This window comes from Corynebacterium ciconiae DSM 44920 (assembly GCF_030440575.1).
GTDB lineage: Bacteria > Actinomycetota > Actinomycetes > Mycobacteriales > Mycobacteriaceae > Corynebacterium > Corynebacterium ciconiae.
The window spans coordinates 519156-544047 of sequence record NZ_CP047189.1; the positions used below are offsets into that span (position 1 = coordinate 519156).

Annotated in this window: 23 protein-coding genes; 21 read left to right on the forward strand and 2 right to left on the reverse strand. The window is 61.1% G+C overall.

Translation table 11 applies throughout. The features are described from left to right. Window positions 1-35 precede the first annotated feature (35 nt). From CCICO_RS02245 to CCICO_RS02310, 14 genes are all read left to right on the forward strand, one after another. Window positions 36-1181 carry a FecCD family ABC transporter permease gene (locus CCICO_RS02245; RefSeq protein WP_040357193.1) on the forward strand — a complete coding sequence of 382 codons (1146 nt, stop codon included), beginning with the start codon at window positions 36-38 and terminating at the stop codon, window positions 1179-1181. Further along, entirely contained in the window at window positions 1175-1939 is a 765-nt protein-coding gene (locus CCICO_RS02250; protein ID WP_018018839.1) for an ABC transporter ATP-binding protein, read from the forward strand. The genes CCICO_RS02245 and CCICO_RS02250 overlap by 7 nt, the downstream gene beginning before the upstream one ends. A gap of 361 nt (window positions 1940-2300) precedes the next feature. Beyond that, entirely contained in the window at window positions 2301-4406 is a 2106-nt protein-coding gene (locus tag CCICO_RS02255; protein WP_018018841.1) for a S9 family peptidase, read from the forward strand. A gap of 1 nt (window position 4407) precedes the next feature. After that, entirely contained in the window at window positions 4408-5025 is a 618-nt protein-coding gene (gene bluB / locus CCICO_RS02260; protein WP_018018842.1) for a 5,6-dimethylbenzimidazole synthase, read from the forward strand. A gap of 107 nt (window positions 5026-5132) precedes the next feature. Further along, complete coding sequence (locus tag CCICO_RS02265; RefSeq protein WP_018018843.1) at window positions 5133-5600, forward strand: MFS transporter; 468 nt, start codon at window positions 5133-5135, stop codon at window positions 5598-5600. Then, window positions 5579-6250 (forward strand): MFS transporter, encoded by a 672-nt coding sequence (locus CCICO_RS02270; RefSeq protein ID WP_083878238.1) that lies wholly within the window; start codon window positions 5579-5581, stop codon window positions 6248-6250. The genes CCICO_RS02265 and CCICO_RS02270 overlap by 22 nt, the downstream gene beginning before the upstream one ends. 58 nt (window positions 6251-6308) lie before the next feature. Next, a complete protein-coding gene (locus tag CCICO_RS02275) occupies window positions 6309-6998 on the forward strand; it encodes a DUF2334 domain-containing protein (protein WP_018018845.1) in 690 nt (229 codons plus the stop codon). Between the two features lie 10 nt (window positions 6999-7008). Next, a complete protein-coding gene (locus tag CCICO_RS02280) occupies window positions 7009-7488 on the forward strand; it encodes a glutathione peroxidase (protein WP_018018846.1) in 480 nt (159 codons plus the stop codon). A 167-nt stretch (window positions 7489-7655) separates the two neighbouring features. Further along, the gene (locus CCICO_RS02285) at window positions 7656-7943 is read left to right on the forward strand and encodes a hypothetical protein (protein WP_018018847.1); all 288 of its coding nucleotides are present in this window, start codon (window positions 7656-7658) and stop codon (window positions 7941-7943) included. 335 nt (window positions 7944-8278) lie between these two features. Next, window positions 8279-9697, forward strand: coding sequence for an aromatic ring-hydroxylating oxygenase subunit alpha (locus tag CCICO_RS02290; protein WP_018018848.1), 1419 nt, complete (start codon window positions 8279-8281; stop codon window positions 9695-9697). Window positions 9698-9757: 60 nt separating this feature from the next. Continuing rightward, the gene (locus CCICO_RS02295; RefSeq protein WP_018018849.1) at window positions 9758-10312 is read left to right on the forward strand and encodes an aromatic-ring-hydroxylating dioxygenase subunit beta; all 555 of its coding nucleotides are present in this window, start codon (window positions 9758-9760) and stop codon (window positions 10310-10312) included. Between the two features lie 34 nt (window positions 10313-10346). Then, window positions 10347-11369, forward strand: a complete 1023-nt coding sequence (locus CCICO_RS02300) for a VOC family protein (protein WP_018018850.1) — start codon at window positions 10347-10349, stop codon at window positions 11367-11369. A 5-nt stretch (window positions 11370-11374) separates the two neighbouring features. After that, window positions 11375-12097 (forward strand): hypothetical protein, encoded by a 723-nt coding sequence (locus tag CCICO_RS02305; RefSeq protein ID WP_018018851.1) that lies wholly within the window; start codon window positions 11375-11377, stop codon window positions 12095-12097. 157 nt (window positions 12098-12254) lie between these two features. Beyond that, window positions 12255-13658 (forward strand): MFS transporter, encoded by a 1404-nt coding sequence (locus CCICO_RS02310; protein ID WP_018018852.1) that lies wholly within the window; start codon window positions 12255-12257, stop codon window positions 13656-13658. A gap of 24 nt (window positions 13659-13682) precedes the next feature. Here the strand turns inward: CCICO_RS02310 and CCICO_RS02315 are convergent, their stop codons facing one another. Next, entirely contained in the window at window positions 13683-14666 is a 984-nt protein-coding gene (locus CCICO_RS02315; RefSeq protein WP_156809796.1) for an exo-alpha-sialidase, read from the reverse strand. Window positions 14667-15115: 449 nt separating this feature from the next. Between CCICO_RS02315 and CCICO_RS02320 the strand changes: the two genes are divergently transcribed. Together CCICO_RS02320 and CCICO_RS02325 are read left to right on the forward strand one after the other, a co-directional pair. Next, window positions 15116-16507, forward strand: a complete 1392-nt coding sequence (locus CCICO_RS02320) for a GntP family permease (protein WP_018018854.1) — start codon at window positions 15116-15118, stop codon at window positions 16505-16507. Continuing rightward, window positions 16508-17077: a gluconokinase gene (locus tag CCICO_RS02325; RefSeq protein ID WP_018018855.1), complete on the forward strand. Its 570-nt coding sequence runs from the start codon at window positions 16508-16510 to the stop codon at window positions 17075-17077. It abuts the gene before it with no gap. 185 nt (window positions 17078-17262) lie between these two features. Here the strand turns inward: CCICO_RS02325 and CCICO_RS02330 are convergent, their stop codons facing one another. Beyond that, window positions 17263-17757: a ferritin gene (locus CCICO_RS02330; protein WP_018018856.1), complete on the reverse strand. Its 495-nt coding sequence runs from the start codon at window positions 17755-17757 to the stop codon at window positions 17263-17265. A 642-nt stretch (window positions 17758-18399) separates the two neighbouring features. Here CCICO_RS02330 and nrdF point away from each other — a divergent pair. The 5 genes from nrdF to CCICO_RS02355 all read left to right on the forward strand — a co-directional run bounded on the left by nrdF (window position 18400) and on the right by CCICO_RS02355 (window position 24874). Continuing rightward, window positions 18400-19413 carry a class 1b ribonucleoside-diphosphate reductase subunit beta gene (gene nrdF, locus CCICO_RS02335; RefSeq protein WP_018018857.1) on the forward strand — a complete coding sequence of 338 codons (1014 nt, stop codon included), beginning with the start codon at window positions 18400-18402 and terminating at the stop codon, window positions 19411-19413. A 327-nt stretch (window positions 19414-19740) separates the two neighbouring features. Further along, window positions 19741-21435, forward strand: coding sequence for an aa3-type cytochrome oxidase subunit I (ctaD, locus tag CCICO_RS02340; protein ID WP_026161295.1), 1695 nt, complete (start codon window positions 19741-19743; stop codon window positions 21433-21435). A gap of 359 nt (window positions 21436-21794) precedes the next feature. After that, on the forward strand, window positions 21795-23006 hold the full coding sequence (gene serB, locus CCICO_RS02345; RefSeq protein ID WP_083878249.1) for a phosphoserine phosphatase SerB: 1212 nt from the start codon (window positions 21795-21797) through the stop codon (window positions 23004-23006). Between the two features lie 11 nt (window positions 23007-23017). Beyond that, window positions 23018-23761, forward strand: coding sequence for a peptidyl-tRNA hydrolase (locus CCICO_RS02350; RefSeq protein WP_026161297.1), 744 nt, complete (start codon window positions 23018-23020; stop codon window positions 23759-23761). Between the two features lie 36 nt (window positions 23762-23797). Then, entirely contained in the window at window positions 23798-24874 is a 1077-nt protein-coding gene (locus tag CCICO_RS02355) for a YciC family protein (protein ID WP_156809797.1), read from the forward strand. The last annotated feature ends 18 nt before the right edge of the window (window positions 24875-24892 follow it).

Consider the following 24892-nt stretch of genomic DNA (forward strand, 5'->3'; position numbering starts at 1 on the left):
CGGCTGCGCCGCCCGCGTACTCAGGAACAGTATCTATGACCTCACGCGTGCATTCTCCCAGCACGACTCCCACATCCACTCCTGATCCCCAATCGCCCGCCACGCCTGCGCCCACCGCCAAGACGGCGGGAGGCACGGCCGTGGCGACCCAGCTGGTGCGACAGCACCGGGCCACGGCCATCAAACGGTGGCTCATCATTGCCCTATTGGTGGCGGTGGCCATCGCTGGATTCATTGCCGCCACCGTGGTGGGCCCCACCGAACTGGGGCTGCGCGGGGTGGTGCAGGGACTACTTAATCCCGGTTCGCTCAGCACCCAAGACCACACCGTGCTCTACACGCTGCGCCTACCGATGTCGGTGATGGCCCTGCTGGTGGGCATCGTGCTGTCGGTCGCCGGGGCGCAGATGCAAACCATTCTGGCTAATCCTCTGGCCGAGCCCTTCACTCTCGGGATCTCCGCTGCGGCGGCCTTCGGTGGTGCGGCCACCATCGTGCTCGGCTGGGTGATTATTGATCAACCCCAGTTCAACCTCGCAATGGTGGCGTGGGTTTCGGCGATGATCGCCACCGCCGTGATCGTCGGCGCCTCTATCTGGCGCGGGGCCAGCGCCGAGACCATGATCCTGCTCGGCATTGGTTTGGTGTTCCTCTTCCAAGCACTGCTGGCCTTGATCCAATATCGCGCCTCCACCGAAGCGCTGCAGCAGATTGTGTTCTGGTCCATGGGGTCAATGACCCGCGCTACCTGGGCCGGCAATCTGGTGCTCGCAATTGTGGTGGCTATCAGCATCCCCATCTTTGCGCTCCTATCGTGGCGACTCACCGCGTTGAAGCTTGGCGACGCCCGCGCCCAGGCCATGGGCGTGAACGTCCAACGTTTGCGCGTGGGTGTGCTCCTGCTGTGCTCGATCATGGCCGCCACGGCCGTGGCCTTCTCCGGCATTATCGGCTTCGTCGGCCTGGTGGGCCCGCACATCGCCCGCATGCTCGTGGGCGAGGACCAGCGCTACTTCATTCCCGCCTCCGCCGCGGCGGGCGCTGTGATGCTTTCGGTATCGCACGCGGTGAGCATGCTCATTATTCCGGGGGTGGCGGTGCCCATCGGCATCATTACCGCGCTGGTAGGCGTGCCCTTTTTCATCACCCTCATCGTGACCAAGAGGAGGAATTTGTGGTAACCACGCTCACTCTCGACTCCGTGGAGGTGCGCTATGGCCGCAGCGTCATCGTGCCCAATTTTGACTGCGAACCGCTGCGCGCCGGGGAGTTCACCTCCCTGTTGGGGCCCAATGCGGCAGGCAAGTCCACGCTGCTCAAGGCCATTGCAGGGGTGAATAAGCACCGCGGAACCGTGGTGCTTGATACCGGTGATGCCCGCTTCCATGGGGCCAGCCTGCGCCGTCACGTGGGCTATGTGCCCCAGGATTTGCCCAGCTCGGCGGCTCTGCACGCCTATGAAACCGTGCTTATCGCGGCGCGCCGAGCACAGGCGAGTAGCACCTCACCAGAGATGGCCGCAGCCGCTACCATGGAGCGGCTCGGTATCGCCGATCTAGCGCACTGCTATCTCGGTGAGCTCTCTGGTGGCCAGCGCCAGCTGGTGGCTGTGGCACAGGCGCTGGTGACCGAGCCGGATGTGCTGGTGCTGGATGAGCCCACCAGTGCTCTCGACTTGCACCGGCAGCTCTTCCTGCTGGATCTGGTGCAAGAGTGGGTGCGCGAGCACAATGCCATCGGCCTCGTGGCGATTCACGATATTAATCTCGCCGCCCGCTATTCAGATCGGTTGATCGTGATGAAAAAGGGCGAGCTCCATGCCGATGGGGCGCCCGAGAAGGTGCTCACCCCTGAGCTCATCGATTCCGTCTACGGGGTACGTGCCGAGGTGTTCGAGCGCGGCGGGATGCGCATGGTGCAGCCCTTGAGCGCAGTCTAAAGGGCCAGTTCGGGCATTATCCTGCGCTACAGTGGGGCGTGGTTGCCGGGCCGTCGCCGGCACGGCCCGGAGGAAGAAAGTAGGTGGATGTATCCATGGGTATAATCGAGCTCGCCGTTGTTGTTCTCACACTCCTTCCGATCATCGCTGGGGTGGTGTGGCTGGTGCGAAAGATCAACAGGATAGATCGCAGGCTCGATCAGCTTTCGCTGCGAAACGACAACCTTGAGCGCTGAGCGGGTCTTCACCTCGTGTGCGCTATGGACGATCAAGGGGCTGCGGGGCAGCGAGGTGGCGTCGATAAGCAACCGCAGTGCAGGGCGGAACCGCCGTTGAGGGTGGCTTTGTAGAATAAGGCCTTATGACACTTGAGCCCCCAGTAGCGGATATCCGACCCATCACCCGCACGCACCACGGCCGCAGCTTTGTGGACAACTACGAGTGGATGCGCGCAAAAGACGCCCCCGAGACGATCGAGTATCTCAACGCGGAAAATGCCTACACAGAGCAGGAAACCGCGCATCTCGCGCCACTCCGCGAGGCTCTATTTTCCGAGCTGTCCTCTCGCATTAAACAAACCGACATGTCCGTGCCCTCGCGCACGGAACACTACTGGTATTTTGGCCGCACGGAGGAAGGTAAGTCCTACGGGCGTTCCTGCCGTATTCCTGTGGAAGGCGATTCGTGGACCCCGCCGGAGATCCATCCAGAAAACCCGCATCCGCGCGAGGAAGTGGTATTGGACATGGATGCCCTCGCCGAAGGGCACGAGTTTTTCTCCCTCGGCGCTCTCGTCACCACTCGCTCGGGGCGCTACGTGGCCTATTCCACCGACACCAGCGGTGATGAGCGCTTTGACCTAGTGATTAAAGACCTCCACACGGGCGAGCTGCTGCCGGATCGCATTGCCGATACCTTCTATGGGGCGCTGTTTTCCGAAGATGAGCGGTATATCTTCTACACCCGCGTGGACGAGGCGTGGCGCCCAGATTCGGTGTGGCGGCACGAGATCGGAACGGATGCGGCAGAGGATGTGCGCATTTTCCACGAGCCGGATGAAAAGTTTTGGGTAAGCATCGGCAAAACCCGGTCGAATTCCTATCTGGTGATCGATGACTCCTCCAAGCTCACCTCCGAGCAATGGGTGTGCCCGATGTCCGATCCCACCGGCAGCTTCGAGTGCCTTATTCCGCGCACTCCTGGCGTGGAGTACGGGGTGGATCATGCCGTGGTAGGCGGTGAGGACCGGTGGCTGGTTTTGCACAACGCCACCGGCCCGAATTTCGCCCTCGGTTGGGCCCCGGTGGGCGAGCTGGAGTCGCTGGCGGATCTCCGCGAGATTGAACCGCACCGCCACGATGTGCGCCTGGAAGGGGTGGACTGCTTCGCGGGCCAGTTGATCCTCAACTACCGCAGCGAGGGGCTAGCGCGCGTGGGGATCATGACGCTCGACGGGGCGGAGTTCGGTAGCTTCGAGCCGATCGAGTTCGATGAAGAGCTCTATTCCGCTGGTTGTGGCTCTAACGCCTTGTGGGATGCTCCGGTGCTGCGCATGGGCTATAGCTCCTACACCACGCCCACCCAGGTGTTGGACTATGTGGTGGCCACCGGCGAGCGCATTGTGCGCAAGGAGCAGGAGGTGCTGGGCGGCTATAACCGTGATGAGTACACCGCCACCCGCGAGTGGGCCACAGCCCGCGATGGGGCTCGGATCCCGATCTCGTTGATCCGTCGCGCCGATGTGGACATGTCGCAGCCGCATCCGACCATGCTGTATGGATATGGCTCCTACGAGATGTCTAATGAGCCGGGCTTTTCAGTGTCTGCGCTCTCGTTGATGGATCGCGGAATGGTGATCGCTATTGCCCACATTCGCGGCGGCGGCGAGATGGGGCGTGCGTGGTATGACGAGGGCAAGATGATGAAGAAGATGAACACCTTCACCGACTTCATCGCCTGCGCCGACTATCTGCTCGACTCTGGCATGACCACCCCGCAGCAGCTAGTGGCCCAGGGCGGTTCCGCGGGTGGGCTGCTCATGGGCGCGGTGGCGAATCTCGCGCCGGAGAAGTTCGCCGCGATCCAGGCGATCGTGCCCTTCGTGGATCCGCTGACCTCCATCCTCATGCCGGAGCTGCCGCTGACGGTGACCGAGTGGGAGGAGTGGGGCGATCCTCTGCACGACGCGAAGGTGTACGACTACATCGCTGCCTACGCCCCCTACGAGAACATCAGCGCCCAGGATTATCCCAACATCATGGCGATCACCTCGCTTAATGACACCCGCGTGCTCTACGTGGAGCCGGCCAAGTGGATTGCGAAGCTGCGCGCCACCGCCACCGGCGGGCAATTTTTGCTCAAGACCGAGATGGTAGCTGGCCACGGCGGGGTGTCGGGGCGCTACGACAAGTGGAGGCAAACCGCCTTCGAATACGCCTGGGTACTGGATCAGGCGGGGGCCGCTTAGCATGGAGCTTTTCGACGCCATCTCGCGCCGCCGCGATGTGCGGGCCGAATACACCGGCGAGCGTATCGACGCCGCTTCGTTACGGCGCATCCTCGAGGCGGGACATCACGCCCCCTCGGTGGGTAATTCCCAGCCGTGGGACTTCGTGGTGGTCCAGGACCCGGCGCGCTTGGAGGCATTCGCTGAGCACGTTGCGGGCCGCCGCCGTGCCTTTGCGGAGTCACTGCCTGAGGAGCGCAAAGAGGTGTTTAATCCCATCAAGATCGAGGGGATTCGAGAATCCGGCACGGGCATTGTGGTGACATACGATCCTGAGCGTGGCGGGCCCAATATTTTGGGTCGGCACACCATTGATGAGACGGGGCTGATGAGTGTCACCCTCGCCATTGAAAACATGTGGCTTGCCGCCACCGCGCTTGGTGTAGGTATGGGCTGGGTGAGCTTTTATGAAGAGGACTTTTTGGCCGAGTTTGTGGGCTGTGTGGCCCCGCAGCGGCCCGTGGCGTGGCTGTGCGTGGGGCCGGTGAGTCATCTGGAGCAGGTGCCGGATCTGGTGCGCTTTGGGTGGAATCGTGGTCGCAGTCTCGACGCAGCGATTCATCAGGAGCGGCTGCGCTAGCATTCCTACGGTGCGGTGTGTGACTGTGGCCATGTTGCTATCTCGCTATGGCACAGGTTACACACCGTGGGAGTGGCTCATGTGGCGGGTTCGTCCTGCTATGCGGGATGTTTCACGTGGTGCTGGGGAGCACTCTTCCCAGTGGGCTGTACACCCTCTACGAGCAGCAGTGGGGCCTAAGCCGTGCTCAGACCACGGTGATCTTCTCCATATATGTCGCAGGGGTTCTATTGAGCCTCGTCGGGCTTGGGGGAGTGGCCGATCGCTATGGCCGCAAGGCTTCCATCCTGATCTCCACCGTGCTCGGGGTGGCATCGAACGCGATCTTTCTTTGTGCGTGGACGCCGCCGGCTTTGTATGTGGCGCGGTTTCTCAGCGGTCTATCAGTGGGGTTGTGCACGGGCGCATTTACGGCGGCGCTCAATGATCGCTTCGGCCGCCGCGCCGGGACCACCTCCAGTGCCGTGGTTACCTCTGCGGCCCTAGCCGCAGGCCCGGTGGCCTCGGCGGTGGTTGCTAGTGCGCTGCCTCATCCGCTGCGCCTGCCTTCGCCGTGCACGTGGTGGTGCTGCTGATTGTGCTGGTAGCGGTGTGTCTTTTGCCGGAGACTGCTGCCAGTGCCGGCGCTCAGGAAGCCACGGTGGAGCAGGGGCGGCTGTTTTCACACCCACTGGCCTTCTCCACGTTTATTGGCAGCGCCTCGGTGATCGGGTGGGCCTACGGTGTTAACGGTATGTGGCAAAGCGTGGTGCCGCTCTCGGCGCTCGGTTCGGAGCCTTCGCAATTGCTCGTCGCTGGGCTGGCGAGCTGGATGCTCGGAATATCTGCCCTCGCTCAGGTGCTGGCCTTTCAACTCGATGTGCGTCGGATCCTCGTCCCTTCGCTGGTGGTGCTGGCTTTCGGGCTCGGCGCTAGTGCGTGGGCGGTGTCGCGCGAACTCGCCGTCGTGGTATGGGCCGCCACGGCGGTGGTGGGTGTGGGGCAGGGGCTGTCGTTTCGTAGTTCGCTGGCGATCGCCGCGGAGAGCGCCACGGCGGAGAAACAGGCCACGGCGATTTCGCTGTATTACGTTTTCGGCTATGTCATGACGGCCGCGGCGCCGCTGGTGAGCACGCACGCGAGCGTGTCAATGGTGTTGGCGGCGATGGCTGCCTGCTGTGTGCTCAGCGCCCTGGCAATAGCCCTGCTCTGGCACCGTGGCCGGGGTGTCCGCGGGAGGCTATAGCCGGCGAGCGGGTATCGCTCGCGCTGCAACTGCGGCGGCTCGGTGCGATAATCGCGCTATGCATCCCACGCTGTTGGTGTCACTGTCCTCAGTATGTGCGCGCACTCTCGACGATGCGGCCGGGTTTATCGAGCAGTGCCAGCATCGTGATCTGCCTGTCTCCATCTTGGTAGCGCCGCGGGTTGAGGGCTGGAGGCTCAAGCGTGATCGCAGCACCCAGCAGTGGCTGCAGCACTGCGTCACACAGGGCCACTGCTTGGTGCTCAACGGTTTCGATGCCTCCGTGCAGGGCCGGCGCACTGAGTTTGCCACCCTTCCTGCCCACGAAGCTCGGCTGCGGCTGCGCGGGGCCTTGCGGCTTATGGGCGATGCCGGGTTTGAGCTCGATCTTTTCGCCCCGCCACGGTGGCGCATGTCCGCCGGCACGCTTGCGGTGCTGCCGGAGTTGGGCTTTCGGGGCGGGGCCTCGACCAAGAGGATCTACAACTTTGGCACCGGCGGGTTCATCCGCACTCGCAACCTGTCCGTGGGTGAGGGCTATGGCACCGCTTCCTGGTGGCGCAGCAGTATTACGCAGGCTGCCCGTCGCGGTGCTGCGCGCGGCAACACGATCCGCTTGTCCATCTCTGCGCGCTCGCTGGCCACCACGGGGGCGCAGCGGGATTTCTTTCACGCCATTGATGCCGCCACCGGCTATGGCGCTGATCTTCACACCTATCGCAGCATCCTGCACCGTCGGGGTGCGTAGGCTGTGGGGCATGAGCACCTTCTATGACATTCCCGTGACCACAATCGACGGCAAAGACACCACCATGGGCACGTGGGCCGGCCACGCCCTACTGATCGTCAACACCGCCTCCGAATGCGGGCTCACCGAGCAGTACGAGCAGCTGCAGGAACTCTTTGAGGGGTACATGATGCGCGGTTTCTATGTGATTGGCATGCCCTGCAACCAGTTTGGGGAGCAAGAGCCCGGCAGTAACGCCGAGATCGCCGACTTCGTGCAATCCACCTTCGGGGTGGAGTTTCCGATGCTGGCCAAAGCGGAGGTCAATGGTGAAAACACACATCCGCTCTTTGCCCATCTCAAGGAGGCAACTGGGGGTGAGGATATTTCCTGGAACTTTGAGAAATTCCTCGTTAATGACAGCGGAGAGGTGACCGCTCGCTTCGCTCCCAAGACCGAACCCGATGACGATGAAGTTATTGCCGCTCTCGAGGAGATTCTCCCGATTTAGCCTCAGCGCACCCTCTCCAGCCTGCACGTTTGCAATAACGGTGCCTTAGTGAAAAAATTGCTGGTGAGAGAGTTCCCCGCCGGGGAGCGCGTTCCCCACGGGGAGCATCAATGCTCTCGACTGGGGAGGGACCCCGGAGGATCTGATTGAAGAAAGGTGTGTTGAGGATGTCTCACGTCCATGAAAACCACGACCACGAGCACGGCGAGGGCTGCGGCCACACCGCCTTTACCCACGGTGACCACACCGATTACGCCCACGACGGCCACATCCACCGCAAGGTAGAGGGCCAGTGGGTGGAGTGCGAGCAGGATGCTCACACCGTTCACGAGGGCCACGACCACGAGCACGGCGAGGGCTGCGGCCACGAGGCTGTGCAGCACGGCGATCACGTGGACTACATCCACGATGGCCACCGCCACGCCAAGCATGGCGATCACTGGGACGATCACTAAAGATCTTTCCCGTGGGGGCTGATAGCCTCCAGGTGATGTTTTTCGTTTACGTGCAGGCAACAACCGGCACCTACCGCGTGTAGGGGCCGGTTGTCGTCGTATGTGCACAGCTCACACCCAGTGTCGTTCCGCCTATCGGAAAAGGGACGTGGTGTGAGGCGTCGCCTCGTTAAGTTGTTAGCTACACAGTGACCTGCGGCACACAATCCATGTGTGTCGGGTTGGGTCTCAGCCCAAGAACAACAGTCGCTCGATTCCATCGCTTCGAAAAAGCAAGGGGAGTAGGCCCCGGCCGGTGGTAGGAGAGTCGATGAGTAGCGAGGAGGCAGCCAGCAATGGTTGATATGACGACATTGATCGATCCCGTCGGAGGATACGTCTCCGGAAAGATCTTCGCCGACGAGGAAATTTACGCCCAAGAACTGGACCAGGTGTGGAAGCGCACATGGGTGTTTCTCGCCCACGAGACCATGCTGCCTAAGAAGGGCAGCTACATCCAGACCTATATCGGGGAGGACCCGGTGGTCGTCGTCAAGCAAAAAGACGGCAGCGTGCGCGCCTTCCTCAACCAGTGTCGACACCGCGGCATGCGCATCTGCCGCGCTGATCGCGGCCAAGCCAAAAGCTTCATGTGCTCCTTCCATGGCTGGGCCTATGGCCTGGATGGAACTTTGGTCAATATCCCGCACGAGAAAACGGCCTATCCCCAAGGCATCGACAAAACCAAGCTCAGTGCCGTTTCGGTGCCGCGCATCGAAAACTATAAAGGCTTCATTTTCGGCTCGTGGGATGAAACTATCCCGCCCCTCGAGGACTATCTAGGCAACGCCAAGTACTACCTCGACGGCTATATCGACCGCTATGCGGGAGGTATGGAAGCCATCGCGGTGCACAAGTGGGTGCTGCCCGCCAACTGGAAGTTCAACGTGGAACAACCCACCAGCGACATGCAGCACTCCGAGATCTCGCATGTATCCGCCGTGGAGGCACTGGCCAGCGGCTCGGACACCTTCGACCGAAAGAAGGGGCGCGAGAAGATCCCCACCGGGCGGCAGTTCTTTAGCCCCTATGGTCACGGCGGCGCCTGGTTTGGTCGCCGCGGTAAAGAGATCCCGAACACTGCCCCCAGTCTGATCGAGTGGGAAAACAGCGTGCGCTCCTCCATTGAGGACCGGCTCGGCGAGTTCCGCGAGGTGCGCGGGCACATGAATGTCTTCCCCAACTTCATGCTGTTGGGTAACTACACCTTCCGCGTCACCCATCCGCGCGGCCCGCACGAGATGGAGATCTGGTCCTGGGCCTTCGTGCCCAAGGATGCGCCCGAGGAGGTAAAAGAAGCGATCCGCATGGACGTGATGCGCACCTTCTCCCCAGGCGGGATGTTCGAGCAGGACGATGCCGAAAACTGGGAGGAGATGCAGCGCATCCTACGCGGCTCCAAGGCGCGAGAGACCGGCTTCACCTACAACATGCGCGGGGTGGCAGTGAGCGAGGACGAGGACGGCTACCCCGGCGGTTCCACCGCCCACGTCTATTCCGATAATGCGGCGCTGAACATGTACGGCTTCTACCGCGACATGATGAACGGCCACAGCTGGGAGGAACTTGCCACCATGCGCGCCGGCACCCCAGAGATTGTGAACGCGGATTTCAGCGCGGTCATGCCTGACGACGCCGACAGCACCAATATTTCCGCCGAGATCGACATCGATGCCGAAAACGCCAAAGCAGCCCACGCCGAGGCCCACAGCTAGAGCGGCCAGTGACCCTGTTGCGCCTCAGCCTGCCGTGCTTAACCCAGTGAAGGAGCACCCATGACCACCGCTACTCAGTCCGCCGCCAGCCGCCGTCCGCTCGTGGACGCAGACACCGAGCGCCGCCTGCAGCGCTTCCTCTTCGATGAAGCCGAGCTCATCGACAACATGGAGTGGGACGACTGGCTCACCTGCCTGCACCCCGAGATCTGCTATTGGGCGCCAGTGCGTGAAAACCGCGTCTACCGCGAACGCAAGCACGAGTTTTATCCCAAGGGCACCTCGGTGTATTTCGAGGAAAGCTGGGAATTTCTGCGCCAACGCGTATTTCGCCTGCAGACCCAAACCGCGTGGGCGGAGGAGCCCGCTTCGCGCTCACGCCACCTCATCACCAATATTCGCGTCGATGCCCGCGACGACGGTGACTTCGATGTGCGCTCGAATTTCTTCATCTACCGCAGCCGCGGTGAACGCTCCCAAGACCACATCGCCGGCGAACGCCGCGACATCATCCGCCGTGATGATTCCGCGCCCTTCGACTTCCTCATTCTCGAACGCGAGATCCGCTTCGATATGGCCACCATCTTGGTGAAAAACCTCAGCCTGTTCTACTAGCCCGACCCCGCAAGAAAGGACCCGGTGTACGCCCATGTCCAGCACCATTCTCAACCGCATCGGCGTTGTTGTCTACGATCTCGACGCTGCAGTGGCTTCCTACGAAAAGATCTATGGCATTAGCACCTGGCAGCGTGGAACCCACGCCCCTGACGATGGCATCAGCTATGGTCGCCACAACACCGAAACGCCTGGCCGATGGGCCAGTGCGGTGGGCTCGACTGACACGCTCACCTTCGAACTCATCCAGCCACTCAGCGGCGAATCGCCCTTCAATGAGCACCTGCGTACCAAGCGCGAGGGCATCTGCTTCATTCAAATCTGCTTGCCCGAGCTCAACGATGATGCCGCCATCGATCGCCACTTTGCCGACCTCGGTATTGAGGCGGCCTACACCGCCACCGTAGACGGCACCCAGCGGCGCTTCTTTGACACCCGCAGCCAACTCGGCGGTTTCCTCGTGGAGATGGTGGCTGAGAACAATCCCATGGGCGGCGGCACAGTCGACTCCGCCCTGCTTCCCACCGAGGGTATCTACCACTTCGGGGTGCTAGTGCACGATGTGATGGCCAGCCTCGAGCACTACCGCGCCATCTTCGGCATCGACCGCTTCGACATGAAAACCTGGGAAACAGGCACTGGTCGCCTAGATCGTTCCCAATATCGCGGGGAGCTGGTGGACCACGGCTACTTCACCGCCCAAGGGGCCTGCGCCAACTTTGCTTTCGAGATCATCGAATGCAACCACGGACCCAGCCACTACAACCGGGAATTCTTCGACATCCGCGGCCCAGGCATCCACCACGTGTTCACCACGATGACAACCGACTCGGCCGAATGGGACCGCATCATCACCACCGCCGCCGAGGCCGGTTATGAGCTGTGCATGGGCTCGCCCCTGCGCGGCCACGCCGCCGAGTTCGGATATCTCGACACCTTCGCCGATCTTGGCGGCTACCTCATCGAGGTGGTCGTACGGCGTCACACCCCAGATCCCGCCTATGCCTCGCCCGATTGGGTGATCGATTACTCCACCCAGCTGCCACAGGAGGGCTGACTCTCATGTTGCGCGTACTTCACGAGATCGCCGATCCCGCCGCCCACGGCATCGATGCGGAAGCACTCCAGGCAGAGATCACACAACTTCGCCAGCGCGTGGCCGGCGCGGAACTTTATCGCAGTCTCGTGCCCGGCGAGACAGCTTTCGCTGTCAGCATCCTTGCGGTGGACGAGCACAGCTATAGCGCGGTCGTGCGGGATACTCAGAACTGTCCCACCTATCACCAGCTGCTGCAGGCCGTGGGCGCCGAGATCTATGTGGCAGAGCCATTCGCTGTAGACAACGGGTGCTGGGTCAGCGAGGAGGCGTCGACACGCGGAGCGGACTCGGTGATCGCCTGGCCCGGAGACGCGCCGGTGCGCATCGCCATCCACAACGCCGTGCAGGACAACCCAGAGATGCGCGCCCTTACCGCCGCCGAAATCGCCGACACCCGTCGCGAGCCCGGCTGTGAGACATACTGCTGGTACGAAAACGCCGAATTGAGCAACCACCTGCTGCTTCTGGAGCTGTGGAGCGATCAGAGAATCTATGATCTCCACTGGTTCGGCCGCATGGTCACCGCGGCCTATCGCGGCGATTCCGGCCGGCAGCCCGCTGAGATGCAGCGCGGCACGCCCAGCCGTGAGTTCTACCGCTACCACCACTTCGATTATCACTACGGCCGGCTCCTACCGCGCCGGGCAGAACACAACTCCCACACCGTGCGCTGGACTGCCCGTTAAGACACACCTAGCGCCACGCCCTGGCGAGAGACATCAATGCTTGGCGTGGCGGGGTGTCTCCTCGATTCCTGTCATCCCACCGTATTCGCCTGCCACTCGCACAGGGGCCCTTCGCCCGTGCCGCAGTGGTGCGTGAGCCATACCTTGGAGAACAAACATGTCTACCCCCGATGCGGCTGTGGTCCGCAGCCCAGCCGATAAGCGCCGCGCGCTCATCTCTTCCTTCCTCGGCAGCACCGTGGAATACTACGACTTTCTGCTCTACGCCGCCGCTGCCGGGCTGGTGTTTCCGCAGCTGTTCTTTTCTTCCCTCTCGCCCGCCGTGGGCACCACCTTGTCCTTTGTCATTCTGCTCACCGGCTACATTTCTCGGCCCATCGGCTCCATGGCATTTGGGCACTTCGGCGATAAGTATGGCCGCAAGAACGTGCTGGTGATCACCCTGCTCACCATGGGTTTGGTGTCGGTGGCCATCGGCTTGATGCCCAGCGCCAACGATGTGGGCATCATCGCGCCGATCCTGCTGGTGGTGCTGCGCATGATCCAAGGCGTGGCCGTCGGCGGTGAGTGGGCGGGTGCCACCCTCATGGCCATGGAGCACTCGGAGGAAGGCAAACGTGGCTTCGCGGCCTCCATCGCCATTGCCGGCGGGCCCGCCGGGGCGGTGCTGTCTACCTTCGTGCTGGCGATCTTCTCCTCGGCTTCGGGCGATCACTTCGCCGATCCTTCCCAGTACTTCGTGACCGACTGGGGCTGGCGGGTGCCCTTCCTCTTTTCTGCGGCGATCGTGGTGATCGGCCTATATATGCGCGCACAAGTGAAGGAATCTCCCGATTTCGAGGCCGCCCGCTCTCGCGGCGATGTGCACACCGGCGCTCCGCTGGTGAAGATCCTCACCTCCTCGCACAAAGAGCTGGTCCTAGGCACGTTAGCGGCCGCGGGCGGACTATTCATCCAAGGCCTCCAAGCCGCCTACCTAGTGCCATACCTAGTGGCATCCACGGCCGAGAATCCACACCCGATCTCCCGCGAAGACGGGCTGATGATGGTCACCCTCGGCTCAATGATCGCGATTTTCGCGATGCCCTTCGCAGCCCATCTCAGCGATCTCTTCGGGCGGCGCCGCGTCATGCTCGCCGGCGGTGGGTTCACCATCGCAGGCGTGTGGATCACACTGATGCTGCTCGATACCGGCAATCCCGTGCTGGTGTGGCCGGCGTTGATTGCGCTCGTCGGTATTGTTCAGCCTTCCCAGTACGGTGCAATCGGGGCGTTCATCTCGGAAAAGTTCCCTCCCGAGCAACGCTACACCGGCTCCGGCATGGCATTTCAGCTGGGCGCGATTGTGGGCGCTGGCGTGGCGCCGCTGGTGGCCACCCGTTTGGCCCAGCTGGATCAGGGGCTGGTGCCGGTGGCCATCTATGCCACGGTGATGATGGTGATCTCGACAACTGCGATCGCGCTCTCACGCACCCCCTCCCACACCGCGGAGGTTGTGCTCGATGCTCCACCAACGCCCGCTGCAGCCCCAACCCAGGCGGCCTCATGTAATCGGGACTAGGCGCTTATCGACGCCACCTTCCCCTTATGTCCACTGTGGACACCGAGTACGAAGCTCGGCGAGACACCCTGCGGTTTCGTACACCACGAGCAGTTCCTCGCCGAGAACTACCGCATCGCTATAGCCAAAACTATCGGAAGTTAATGGCACGGTGCTGCCGTCGATCATGTGGCTGAGCGCGCCCGATCGGCGTTGGCTGCTATGGCTAGGGTGCAGCAACCACGGGCCGATCTGGGTGGCGTTGCAGCCGGGATCACTCATCCGGCGAACTTCGACCGGGCTAAATCGCAGGCCGTCTTCGCTGCTTGCCCAGCATCGGCGCCCAGCCCCTCGCCCTTCGAAGCCTTGAACGCGGGCGTTGAGCACGATGCGGTTCTGGTAAATCGACAGGGTGGTCTCATCCAGATTGAGCTCGGGATGAGCGATGGGCTCTGAACACGCGCGGATCTCCGTGCCCTCAAGGTGCACAATGCGGATATGGGTGCGCTCGCCTCGGCGCACCACATAGGGCACCAGTACCGCGTTGTTCCACACGATGGTCGAGCCTGAGGTAGCAAACACGGCGTCGGCGTCCCAGCGATCGTAGAGTTCGTCGAGACGCCTATGGACGAGTTGCTCAGGGGCATCGCCATGAGCCACCCACGGTTCTAGACGGGGTCCCCGGCGGGTAGACGAGATGTAGGTGACAGGCGCGCTCACCGAGGCATACGCCAAGGTCAACCGCCCGCGCTCTGAGGCCACACACGCATCGCTGGAGATCGCGGGAGCTTCCCGCAGCGCATGAGGAGAGGACCAGTGCCCATCAGTGCGGCGGCGTAGATACATCAGCCTATTGGGATTCGGTAGATCGGAGGCCATCACTTCTCCGGTGAAATCCGATCCGGCGCCGCGTGCGGGGCGAGGACGCAGGTCGAAGAAACAATAAACGGTGTCATTGTGGTGCACTAGGGCGGGAATACGCACCTCGCCTCCATGGCTAGGAGAAAGAATGCAACGCGTACGTGTCATAGCCTCCAGTATGGCCAGTTGCGCGGGTGGGAGTTGGCACTGGGATTGCGCTCAATATTGTGATATCTCACTCCTTTCTGTGGTCCAAGAACACTAGGGCCGCTTTATGTACGCAAAAGCGCAGGACAGTGACGTCAGATGGGGGCCTGCGGCAGTGTTGTGGTGGGTAATAGGCCAGTGTGCGGGAACTATAGCTTTGCCCAAGGAAATAGATAAGTGCTCGGTGAGCTGCGGAAACGAGAAATATAGCGGAGGAGATGTGGGGTTAGAGAAGGGTGGTCCCCTCGTTAAGGGGCGCGCCTGTTGGTTTATTCATAGCCAATGATAAAAGAGATGTAGACCTCTTTTATGTGCGTTCGTGGATACATCACACGCACTCACTCCGCCTGCTCGCGCGTCCCCATTCGTGCGGACCACACTGGGCAGGGCCATAGCTGAAAAGGATTTCTATGGACACGTGGGAACAAACCCTGGGTGCTGGGCCATTGCTCGGCATTGCCGCGGGTGCCATCGCACTCATTCTCTTTCTCATTATCGGGCTGAAACTGCACGCCTTTTTGGTGCTCATCCTGATCTCCGCCGTCACCGCCCTGGCTACTGGCATTCCCGTGGCCGAGATTCCCGGGGTGATGGTCTCTGGATTCGGATCCACCCTCGGTAGTGTTGCGCTCCTCGTGGGCCTTGGAGCCATGTTGGGCCGGTTGGTAGAAACATCCGGTGGGGCACAGTCCCTCGCCGATGTTCTGATCAGACGCTTCGGCGAGGACAAAGCCCCCTTTGCCCTCGGCGTAGCCTCGCTGCTGATCGGCTTTCCCATCTTCTTCGACGCGGGCCTCATGGTCATGCTGCCGGTCGTCTTCGCCGTCGCTCGTCGACTTGGCGGCCCGGTCCTGCTGTACGGATTGCCCGCCGTAGGTGCGTTCTCTGTGATGCATGTGTTCATGCCGCCGCACCCAGGCCCCATCGCCGCCGCCGAGTTCTACAACGCCGATGTGGGAGTCACCCTGCTGGTGGGCCTGATCATCGTCTTCCCCCTGTGGTACATCACCGGTTATATGTTGGCTAAGGTCCTCGGCCCCAAGTACAACCTGCCCGTGCCGGAGCTACTCACCGGCGGTCCCATCGACAATGACCAGCCAGACACCCCCGCCCGAGCAGGCACCGTGGTGGCCCTGCTGGCCATCCCGCCGTTGCTGATCTTCCTCAACACCGGAACCTCCATGGCGGCCGCAGCCGGCTGGATCGCCGAGGATTCTCCGCTTATCAGCATTGGTTCCTTCTTCGGCAACACCGCCATTGCACTCCTCATTGCCACCCTTATCGCCGCCTATGTGCTCGGCTCCCGCCGCGGAGTCAGCCGCACTGCCATGGAGAAGTCCCTCGACGGCGCCCTTGGCCCGATCTGTTCGGTGGTGTTGATCACCGGCGCTGGTGGCATGTTCGGTGGGGTGCTGCGCACATCCGGTATTGGCGATGCCGTGGCCGACTCGATGGAAGGCATGGGCATCCCCGTGATCCTTGCCTGCTTCCTCGTGGCCGTGGTTCTGCGTGTGGCCCAAGGCTCGGCCACCGTGGCACTCACCACCGCCGCAGCCCTCATGGCCCCAGCTGTGGCAGCTGCCGGCTACAACGAATGGCAGCTCGGCACCATCGTGATGGCCACTGCCGCCGGATCCGTGTTTGCCTCGCATGTGAACGACTCCGGCTTCTGGCTGGTCGGTCGCCTGATGGGCATGGATGTGGCAACCACGCTGAAAACGTGGACCGTCAACCAAACGCTCATCGGTATCGTGGGCTTCACCTTCTCCTACATCCTGTTCCAGATTGGAGCGCTGCTCTAAATGACAGCTCACGCTAGCGACACTCCCGAACAGCCCACCGTGCGCCACATCGTGTGCATGGGAGTCTCCGGCACCGGCAAGTCCGTGGTGGGGGAGTACCTCGCCGCCGAACGGGGAGCCGTCTTCGTGGACGCCGACAGCTTCCATCCCCAAGCCAACAAGGCCAAAATGGCCGCCGGCATACCTCTGAATGATGACGATCGCTGGCCCTGGCTGCACAATCTCCGCCAGTGGATCGCCGAGCAAGACGAGGATGGAGTGAGCACCGTGGTGGCATGCTCGGCGCTCAAACGCTCCTACCGAGACATCCTCGCAGCCGGCGCCGAGGGCGTCTTCTTCCTGCACCTCGTGGCCGGTAAGGCGGTCACCGCCGAGCGCATGAACGCCCGCGCCGGGCACTTCATGCCCGCGAGCCTGCTGGACTCTCAATTGGCCACCCTCGAAAACCTCGGCGAGGATGAGTTTGGCGAGGAAGTATCCAATAACGGCAGCCTCGAGCAAACCCAGGCTTCGGCTCTGCGGGTGATCTCCGAGCACACGCACCCGAACTCGGCCGATCGCCCCGAGTAGGCGAGGTGCTCTGAGGACTCGCCGGCTTGGATGTCGGTACACACCCCCGATTCTGCGCTACTGCTGGGAATCGGGGGTGTGGTGTGAGAGAGGTGGCGTCGATAAGCAAACGCCATATGCACTCGAGCCGTCGCCTTCCCTAGATGTGATGGGAAAGCGGCGGCTCGGATTTAGTTTATGGAGGATTAGTCCTCGGAGTTGAGCTCGGCGTCAATGCGCAGGATGCCTGCGCCGTCCTCACCGGCCACTGCGAGACGATCGATGATCTCAGCCACGGTGGCCTCCTCTTCGATCTGCTCGTCGAGGAACCAGTTAAGCATCGGGCGAGAATCGAAGTCGGATACCTCGTCGGCGGCGCGGACGAGATCGCGGATCATCTCCGAGACCTTCTTCTCGTGCTCGAGGGCCAACTTGAAGGCATCGATGGGCTGGACCACCTTCATCTCAGGAACGCTGACGGTGTTGATCTGCGGAACAACGTCGCGATTGAGCAGGTGGGTAGAGAAACGCTCAGCGTGCTCCATCTCCTCAGTGGAGTGTGCGCGCATCCACGCGGCCATGCCGGTGAGGCCCTTGTTCTCCAGTTCGTAGGAGAGCTGGAGGTAGATCATGGAGGCTTCAATCTCGGCGGTAACCTGATCGTTGAATTTCTGTGCGAGGTCCTGTGGCAAAGTAGTCATGCTTCAAATAGTAGCAGCTTTCAGCTAGTTCGGTTTAATTCACCACCCGTTGTGCTGCGTCAATAAAGTATGGTTTACCTGCGCTTTCGGTGTTAGTAAAGCCTAATATAACCCAGCTAGAACTACTGATGAGTGTAAATATAAAGCATTTATTCCAATGAATTACCCCGCCCTTTGTGGGGAACAAATAGCTATTGTTAAGGCCTAGCTGTGAAGCTATTCATAGTTGTCTATATCTTGGGTTTGCGGGAGGAAGGTGAGCCTGCCTGCGCATGCGACGGGGGTAACGCGCCGCGGTAGGTGGCGTCTGCGCTGAGGTGTGTGGCGGTGAGTGCATCACGCCGGGGCGGCGAAGTGGATGGGGTGAAGTAGGGCGGCGAAGTGGTGGAGATGGGGGAGTGTGCGCCCGGTGCGAACGGGGGAGGGTGTGAGAAAGCTTGCGCCCCGTGCGGTCGGGTGCGGGTGGGGGTTAAGCTAGAGGCTCGATTGTGGCGCGCGTGAGCGTTGCCGCGACTATCCCACTAAAAATTACGTCCTTGAAACGCGCAACGTCGGTTGCTTGCTCGCCTACCGAGGGCGGCGCGACGGGTGCGTGAGTGTGTCGTGCGAGTGCGGCATCTGAAATGAGAAGGGAAGCAAGCAATGGCGGTTCACCCAGACGCCCAGAGTCCAGTGCATATCACCTCGGGGGAGCCTGGCCGGGCCACCCCGGTGCAGGCTATCGACTGGAACACCATTCCCGACGAGAAGGATCAGGAGGTGTGGGATCGCCTTACTGGTAACTTCTGGTTGCCCGAGAAGGTGCCGCTGTCGAATGACATCAAGAGCTGGAGTACGCTCAACAAGCTTGAGCAGCAAGCAACCATGCGCGTGTTCACCGGCCTGACCATGCTGGATACCATTCAGGGCACCGTGGGCGCCGTCTCGCTGATTCCCGATGCCATCACTCCGCACGAGGAGGCTGTGTACACCAATATCGCCTTCATGGAGTCGGTGCACGCGAAGAGCTATTCCTCTATCTTTATGACGCTGTCGTCTACCGCGGAGATCAATGACGCCTTCCGTTGGTCCGAGGAGAATGAGAACCTGCAAAAGAAGGCGCATCTCATCTTGGACTACTACAAGGGCGATGACCCACGAAAGAAGAAGGTGGCCTCCACGCTGCTGGAATCTTTCCTCTTCTACTCGGGCTTCTACCTGCCGATGTACTGGTCGAGCCACGGCAAGCTCACCAACACCGCGGACGTCATCCGCCTGATCATCCGCGACGAGGCTGTGCACGGCTACTACATTGGCTATAAATATCAGCGCAACCTCGAGGCCCTCACCGAGGCCGAGCGGGAGGAGCTCAAGGAGTACACCTTCGACTTCCTCTACGACCTCTACGAAAACGAGATTGAGTACACCGAGGATCTCTACGATGATCTCGGCTGGACCGAGGATGCCAAGCGCTTCCTGCGCTATAACGCGAACAAGGCGCTCAACAACCTCGGCTACGAGGGGCTCTTCCCGGCCGATGAGACGCGCGTGTCGCCAGCCATCCTTTCCGCGCTCTCGCCGAATGCCGACGAGAACCATGACTTCTTCTCTGGCTCCGGCTCTTCGTATGTGATCGGCACTGCAGAGTCCACTACGGACGAAGACTGGGATTTCTAGCCTTCGAGGGGCGAGCTGGGTGGTGTCGTAGAGCGGTTCGCTTATCGACGCCCACCTATCGGCCTAGCTAACCCCCCTTTTGGTGTAAGCGCTCGCCAGAAAATGTGATCGATACCACCGGGCTTAAGCAAATTCTTAGGTAGAAGCGTGCTGGGCACAGCGGAAACCGGATTCTGGTTCCCAAAAGTGGTGGTAGCCGTTAAGGTAGGGACAAGTCCAGATCCTAGGAGGACTGGCAGAAAAACTTATACTTCCCTTAAGATATGGGGTGTATGAACGTCGGCGGTGGGGGTCTATCTCTCACCGCCACCTAGTCAGGAGGAAAATATGACCGCTGTAGCGCCACGGGTCGACCAACCGGTCGCACCTGCTCGGCCTGCGCCTACAGGTCACGCTCGCAAGGGCAATCTGGCCTGGCGGATGCTAACCACCACCGACCACAAGGTCCTGGGCATCATGTACATCATTGTGTCCTTCACCTACTTCTTTGTCGGTGGCTTGATGGCACTGCTGATCCGCGCAGAGCTCTTTGAACCCGGCCTCCAGATGCTGTCGAACGAGCAGTACAACCAGCTCTTCACCATGCACGGCACGGTGATGCTGCTGCTGTACGGCACGCCCGTCGTCTGGGGCTTCGCCAACTATGTCATGCCGCTGCAAATCGGCGCGCCGGACGTTGCCTTCCCGCGCCTCAATGCCTTCGGCTTCTGGATCACCACTGTTGGTGGTCTCGTTATGCTCGCCGGATTCCTCACCCCTGGTGGTGCCGCGGACTTCGGCTGGACCATGTACTCGCCGCTGAATGACGCCATCCACTCCCCGGGTATCGGCTCGGACTTCTGGATCGTGGGTGTCGGCGCTACTGGTGTCGGTACCATCGCCTCGGCTATCAACATGCTCACCACCATCCTGTGCCTCCGTGCACCGGGTATGACCATGTTCCGTATGCCGATCTTCACCTGGAACATCTTCGTCACCTCCGTGCTGGCGCTGCTGATCTTCCCGCTGCTCACCGCAGCCGCTCTGGGTGTTCTGTATGACCGCAAGCTTGGCGGCCACATCTACGCTCCCGGTAACGGCGGCGCGCTGCTGTGGCAGCACCTCTTCTGGTTCTTCGGTCACCCTGAGGTTTACGTGCTGGCGCTGCCGTTCTTCGGTATCGTCTCCGAGATCGTGCCGGTGTTCTCCCGCAAGCCGATGTTCGGCTACGTTGGCCTGGTCTTCGCTACCTTGTCCATCGGTGCGCTGTCCATGGCTGTGTGGGCACACCACATGTTCGTCACCGGCGCTATCCTGCTGCCCTTCTTCTCCTTCATGACATTCCTCATCTCGGTTCCGACCGGCGTGAAGTTCTTCAACTGGGTGGGCACCATGTGGCGCGGCCACATCTCGTGGGAAACCCCGATGATCTGGACCATGGGCTTCCTGGTCACCTTCCTCTTCGGTGGTCTGACCGGCATCATGCTGGCCTCCCCGCCGCTGGACTTCCACATCTCTGAGTCCTACTTCCTCATCGCACACTTCCACTACACCCTCTTCGGCACCATTGTGTTCGCATCCTGTGCTGGTGTGTACTTCTGGTTCCCGAAGATGACCGGTCGTATGCTGAGCGAGGGCTTGGGCAAGATCCACTTCTGGCTCACCTTCATCGGCTTCCACGGCACCTTCATGGTGCAGCACTGGTTGGGCAACATGGGTATGCCCCGCCGCTACGCCGACTACCTCGAGTCCGATGGCTGGACCACCCTGAACCAGATCTCCACTGTGTTCTCCTTCATCCTGGGCCTGTCCGTGATTCCGTTCATCTGGAACGTGTTCAAGTCCTGGCGCTACGGAGAGGTCGTCACTGTGGACGACCCGTGGGGTTATGGCAACTCCTTGGAGTGGGCAACCTCCTGCCCGCCCCCCGGCCACAACTTCACCTCCTTGCCGCGCATCCGCTCCGAGCGCCCCGCGTTCGAGCTGCACTACCCGCACATGGTTGAGCGCATGCGCAAGGAAGCACACGTGGGCCGCCACTAAGGCTCCACGCTCGAGGGATTAAACCTCCTAGAAACCTCCTCGACTAAGGGCGTTACCGTTCGGATCCACCACCTCGGTGGCCGGGCGGTAACGCCTTTTGTGCATGCAGGCAGCGGCGGCTATCGCCCCCGTATGGGCCTAAATGGCCGTCATAGGTGGGTGAACTTCAAGAAAACAACGTTTAAGCGGGTAGTCTGTGACATTTGTCAGAGCTATTCGCCTGCTCCCGCCGAGCCCCGAGCGCGGTGGAAGCTTATCGACGCATAAGGACAGCACGCACTGTGACCACCTCGCCGAACGCCAGCAACACCAGTAGCGATATTTCCACCACCCTTCGCGAGGGTCTCACCCCAGCGGTGATGACAGTTACGGGCCCAGACCGCTCCGGAGTGACCGCCGCATTCTTCCGTGTCCTTGCAGCCCATCGAGTGCAGCTCCTCGACGTCGAACAGTCTCAATTCCGTGGACGCCTCGCGCTAGCTGCCCTTGTTGGCTTCAACGCGGACAACGAGGAGATGTTGCGCGTCGGCCTGACGGAAACCATGCGCGCATATGGCATGCAGATCACCGTCGAACTTAGCGAAGAGCTATCGCCCACGCGGCCCATGTCCACCCATGCCGTGGTGGTGCTCGGCTCTCCTGTGACCGCACAGCACATCTCGGCTATTGGTCAGACACTGGCGGACTATGGGGCCAATATCGACACCATTCGCGGGATTTCCGATTACCCTGTCACCGGGATTGAACTTTTGGTGACGGTGGCCAATCCGGAACCGGGCGGGGGAGTGAGCCTGCGTAAGGCACTCGCCCAGCTCACCGCGTCGCTGGGCATCGATATAGCGATCGAGCGTGCCGGATTACAGCGCCGCTCTAAGCGGCTGATCTGCTTCGACTGCGATTCCACACTCATCACTGGTGAAGTGATCGAAATGCTGGCCGCCCACGCAGGTAAAGAAGCCGAGGTCAAGGAAGTGACCGATCGTGCGATGCGCGGCGAATTGGACTTTGAAGAATCCCTGCGCGAGCGCGTCGCCGTACTCGAGGGGCTCGATGCCTCAATTATCGATGACGTCGCCCGAGACATTCAGCTCACGCCTGGGGCACGTACCACCATCCGCACGCTTAAGCGCATGGGTTACCGAGCCGCCGTTGTCTCCGGCGGATTCATTCAAGTACTCGAAGGCCTCGCCGCTGATCTAGAGCTGGACTATGTCCGAGCGAACACCCTTGAGATCGTTGATGGAAAGCTCACCGGCAAGGTCGTGGGTGAGATTGTGGATCGCGCCGCCAAGGCCCGCTTCCTCACCGAGTTCGCCGCCGATGCGGGACTCCACATGCACCAAACCGTGGCGGTGGGCGATGGCGCCAATGACATCGACATGCTCTCTGCGGCGGGCTTGGGCATTGCCTTCAACGCCAAGCCGGCTCTCAAGGAGATCGCTGATACCAGCGTGAACCATCCCTACATGGACGAGATCCTGCACATCCTCGGTATCTCGCGGGAAGAGATCGACTCCGAAGACCTCGCGGAGGGCACCTACCGGCGCGTCCCCCTCTCTGCGCAGAGCTAAACTGCTCCACCATGGTTGAGATTCCTGAGAGCTTCCGGACCGCGCATGCGCGGCTTGCCGCAATCTCTGCACCCCGCCCGTCGGATGTTGAAGACCCAGCCGATCCTTCGAGCATCCAAGCGATGCCAATTGTGCTGCATATGCCGAAAAGCGAACCGCCGGACCGGTTGAGTCTGTGCGCTGCATCAGCTCAGGCGGTAGTGGCATGTTGTCTCGATGAGCGGGCTGGCCGCGATAACAGCTACGCCGCAGCGCTCGGGCGCTGGTACGGGGCACGGATCCGTAAGGTGTCTCGCCGGGCCCGCAATATCCACTGGCGGCGTGCTCAAGAGGTTCCGGGAGTCACGTGTTCGGTCAATGGAGCCCAGGCTCGGGCGTGTGTGCCTTCTGCGATAGCAGACACCGATCCGGTACTAGCGAAGCTTCAAATCGGCGGAACTGACCTACCGCCGGTAGACATCCAGCCGCCCGTGCGGGATGTACCGATGATCGTGGTGGACCGTGATCTGGGAATGAGTGTGGGTAAACAAACCGCTCAGGTAGGTCACGCATCTATGCTATTAGCTGCAGCTATGCCGGTAGAAGACGCATGGTCGTGGGCGTGCATGGGCTTCGATCTGCAGGTGCGCGAGCTGCCCCGCGCGGAGTTCCAGCGGTGGGTGCAGGATCCTCACGTAGTCCACGTAGCGGATGCTGGGTTCACAGAGGTAGCGCCTGGGTCAATCACGGCGGCTGCTCGATACTATTTCCCCTAAGACGATATTAAATGCGATATACGCTACCGTTGTGGCATGACATATCCTCAGAATCCTTATAGCGGACAGCCTGATCCGAACTATAACGGCTATAACGGCTACGGCCAGCCCGAAGGAAAGCAACCTCTCGGGTCACCGGACCTGGGCAGTGCACTCACTGTTTCGTGGAAGGTGTTCTCCCAGAACTGGATTCCTTTGGTGCTGGGCAATCTTATTTTCGCGATCATCAGCATTGTCATTCTTGTTACTCAGTTGGGGACGACGAGCTTCCTCGCCGACCCAGGAACAAACGAGAGCATGACTGGAGAGGAAGCGGTTTCCTTCTTCCTGTTCTTCCTCGTGGCGGCTGTGGTGTCGATGGTGTCGAGCTTCTTCGTCTACCGCACGTCGAGCGACGCTCTGCGGGAAGGCAAGCTCTCCTTTGCGGACTTCTTCCGCATCGACCGCTTCCTCGGCTTTATTGGTGTCAGCCTTCTCGTGGGTGTGCTGACACTGATCGGTTTCGTATTGTTGATCATCCCAGGCCTCATCGCGGCGGTGCTTCTGTGCTTCGCGGTTCCCGCGTACTTGCGAGAGCCTGAATTGGGTGTCGTTGGTGCCTTGAAGCGCTCCAAGGATGTAGTGACTAAAAACCTTGGCGTGGTGGTACTGGCGCTGCTCATCATGCTTGTAATCAGCATGGTAGGGGGCGCGCTTCCTATCATCACTGTGTTCACCACCCCCTTCCTCGCTGTGTTCATGACAGTCCTGTACGAGCAGTCCCGTGGCCCAGCTGGTTTTCTTGGCGATCCTTCCGCACCTTATGCCGGTGTCGCATCGGCGGCTTCGCAGCAGGGCGGCTACCAGCAGGGTGGTTACCAGCAGGAGGGCGGCTACCAGCAGGGTGGTTACCCGCAGCAGGAGAATCCCCAAGCCGGTGATGGATCCCAGGGGTCTGAACCGTTTAGCTGGCAGGGCTATCCCCAGAATGAGTCCACCTCCCAGCCGGGTGCTCACGCCCGCCCCGAGCAACAGCACCCAGAGGGCACGTCTGAGTGGCCGAATCAGCCGCAGAATCGTCCATTCCGCTTCGAAGAGCCGTCCGAAGACGACGACCCTCGTTCGCAGAACTAGGGCTGCACAAGATCACAG

Coding starts and splice junctions, on each gene's coding strand:
- CCICO_RS02245 (WP_040357193.1), top strand. CDS start 36: ATGACCTCACGCGTGCATTCTCCCAGCACGACTCCCACATCCACTCCT.
- CCICO_RS02255 (WP_018018841.1), top strand. CDS start 2,301: ATGACACTTGAGCCCCCAGTAGCGGATATCCGACCCATCACCCGCACG.
- bluB (WP_018018842.1), top strand. CDS start 4,408: ATGGAGCTTTTCGACGCCATCTCGCGCCGCCGCGATGTGCGGGCCGAA.
- CCICO_RS02265 (WP_018018843.1), top strand. CDS start 5,133: ATGTTTCACGTGGTGCTGGGGAGCACTCTTCCCAGTGGGCTGTACACC.
- CCICO_RS02275 (WP_018018845.1), top strand. CDS start 6,309: ATGCATCCCACGCTGTTGGTGTCACTGTCCTCAGTATGTGCGCGCACT.
- CCICO_RS02280 (WP_018018846.1), top strand. CDS start 7,009: ATGAGCACCTTCTATGACATTCCCGTGACCACAATCGACGGCAAAGAC.
- CCICO_RS02285 (WP_018018847.1), top strand. CDS start 7,656: ATGTCTCACGTCCATGAAAACCACGACCACGAGCACGGCGAGGGCTGC.
- CCICO_RS02290 (WP_018018848.1), top strand. CDS start 8,279: ATGGTTGATATGACGACATTGATCGATCCCGTCGGAGGATACGTCTCC.
- CCICO_RS02295 (WP_018018849.1), top strand. CDS start 9,758: ATGACCACCGCTACTCAGTCCGCCGCCAGCCGCCGTCCGCTCGTGGAC.
- CCICO_RS02300 (WP_018018850.1), top strand. CDS start 10,347: ATGTCCAGCACCATTCTCAACCGCATCGGCGTTGTTGTCTACGATCTC.
- CCICO_RS02305 (WP_018018851.1), top strand. CDS start 11,375: ATGTTGCGCGTACTTCACGAGATCGCCGATCCCGCCGCCCACGGCATC.
- CCICO_RS02310 (WP_018018852.1), top strand. CDS start 12,255: ATGTCTACCCCCGATGCGGCTGTGGTCCGCAGCCCAGCCGATAAGCGC.
- CCICO_RS02315 (WP_156809796.1), bottom strand. CDS start 14,666: ATGACACGTACGCGTTGCATTCTTTCTCCTAGCCATGGAGGCGAGGTG.
- CCICO_RS02320 (WP_018018854.1), top strand. CDS start 15,116: ATGGACACGTGGGAACAAACCCTGGGTGCTGGGCCATTGCTCGGCATT.
- CCICO_RS02325 (WP_018018855.1), top strand. CDS start 16,508: ATGACAGCTCACGCTAGCGACACTCCCGAACAGCCCACCGTGCGCCAC.
- CCICO_RS02330 (WP_018018856.1), bottom strand. CDS start 17,757: ATGACTACTTTGCCACAGGACCTCGCACAGAAATTCAACGATCAGGTT.
- nrdF (WP_018018857.1), top strand. CDS start 18,400: ATGGCGGTTCACCCAGACGCCCAGAGTCCAGTGCATATCACCTCGGGG.
- ctaD (WP_026161295.1), top strand. CDS start 19,741: ATGACCGCTGTAGCGCCACGGGTCGACCAACCGGTCGCACCTGCTCGG.
- serB (WP_083878249.1), top strand. CDS start 21,795: ATGACAGTTACGGGCCCAGACCGCTCCGGAGTGACCGCCGCATTCTTC.
- CCICO_RS02350 (WP_026161297.1), top strand. CDS start 23,018: ATGGTTGAGATTCCTGAGAGCTTCCGGACCGCGCATGCGCGGCTTGCC.
- CCICO_RS02355 (WP_156809797.1), top strand. CDS start 23,798: ATGACATATCCTCAGAATCCTTATAGCGGACAGCCTGATCCGAACTAT.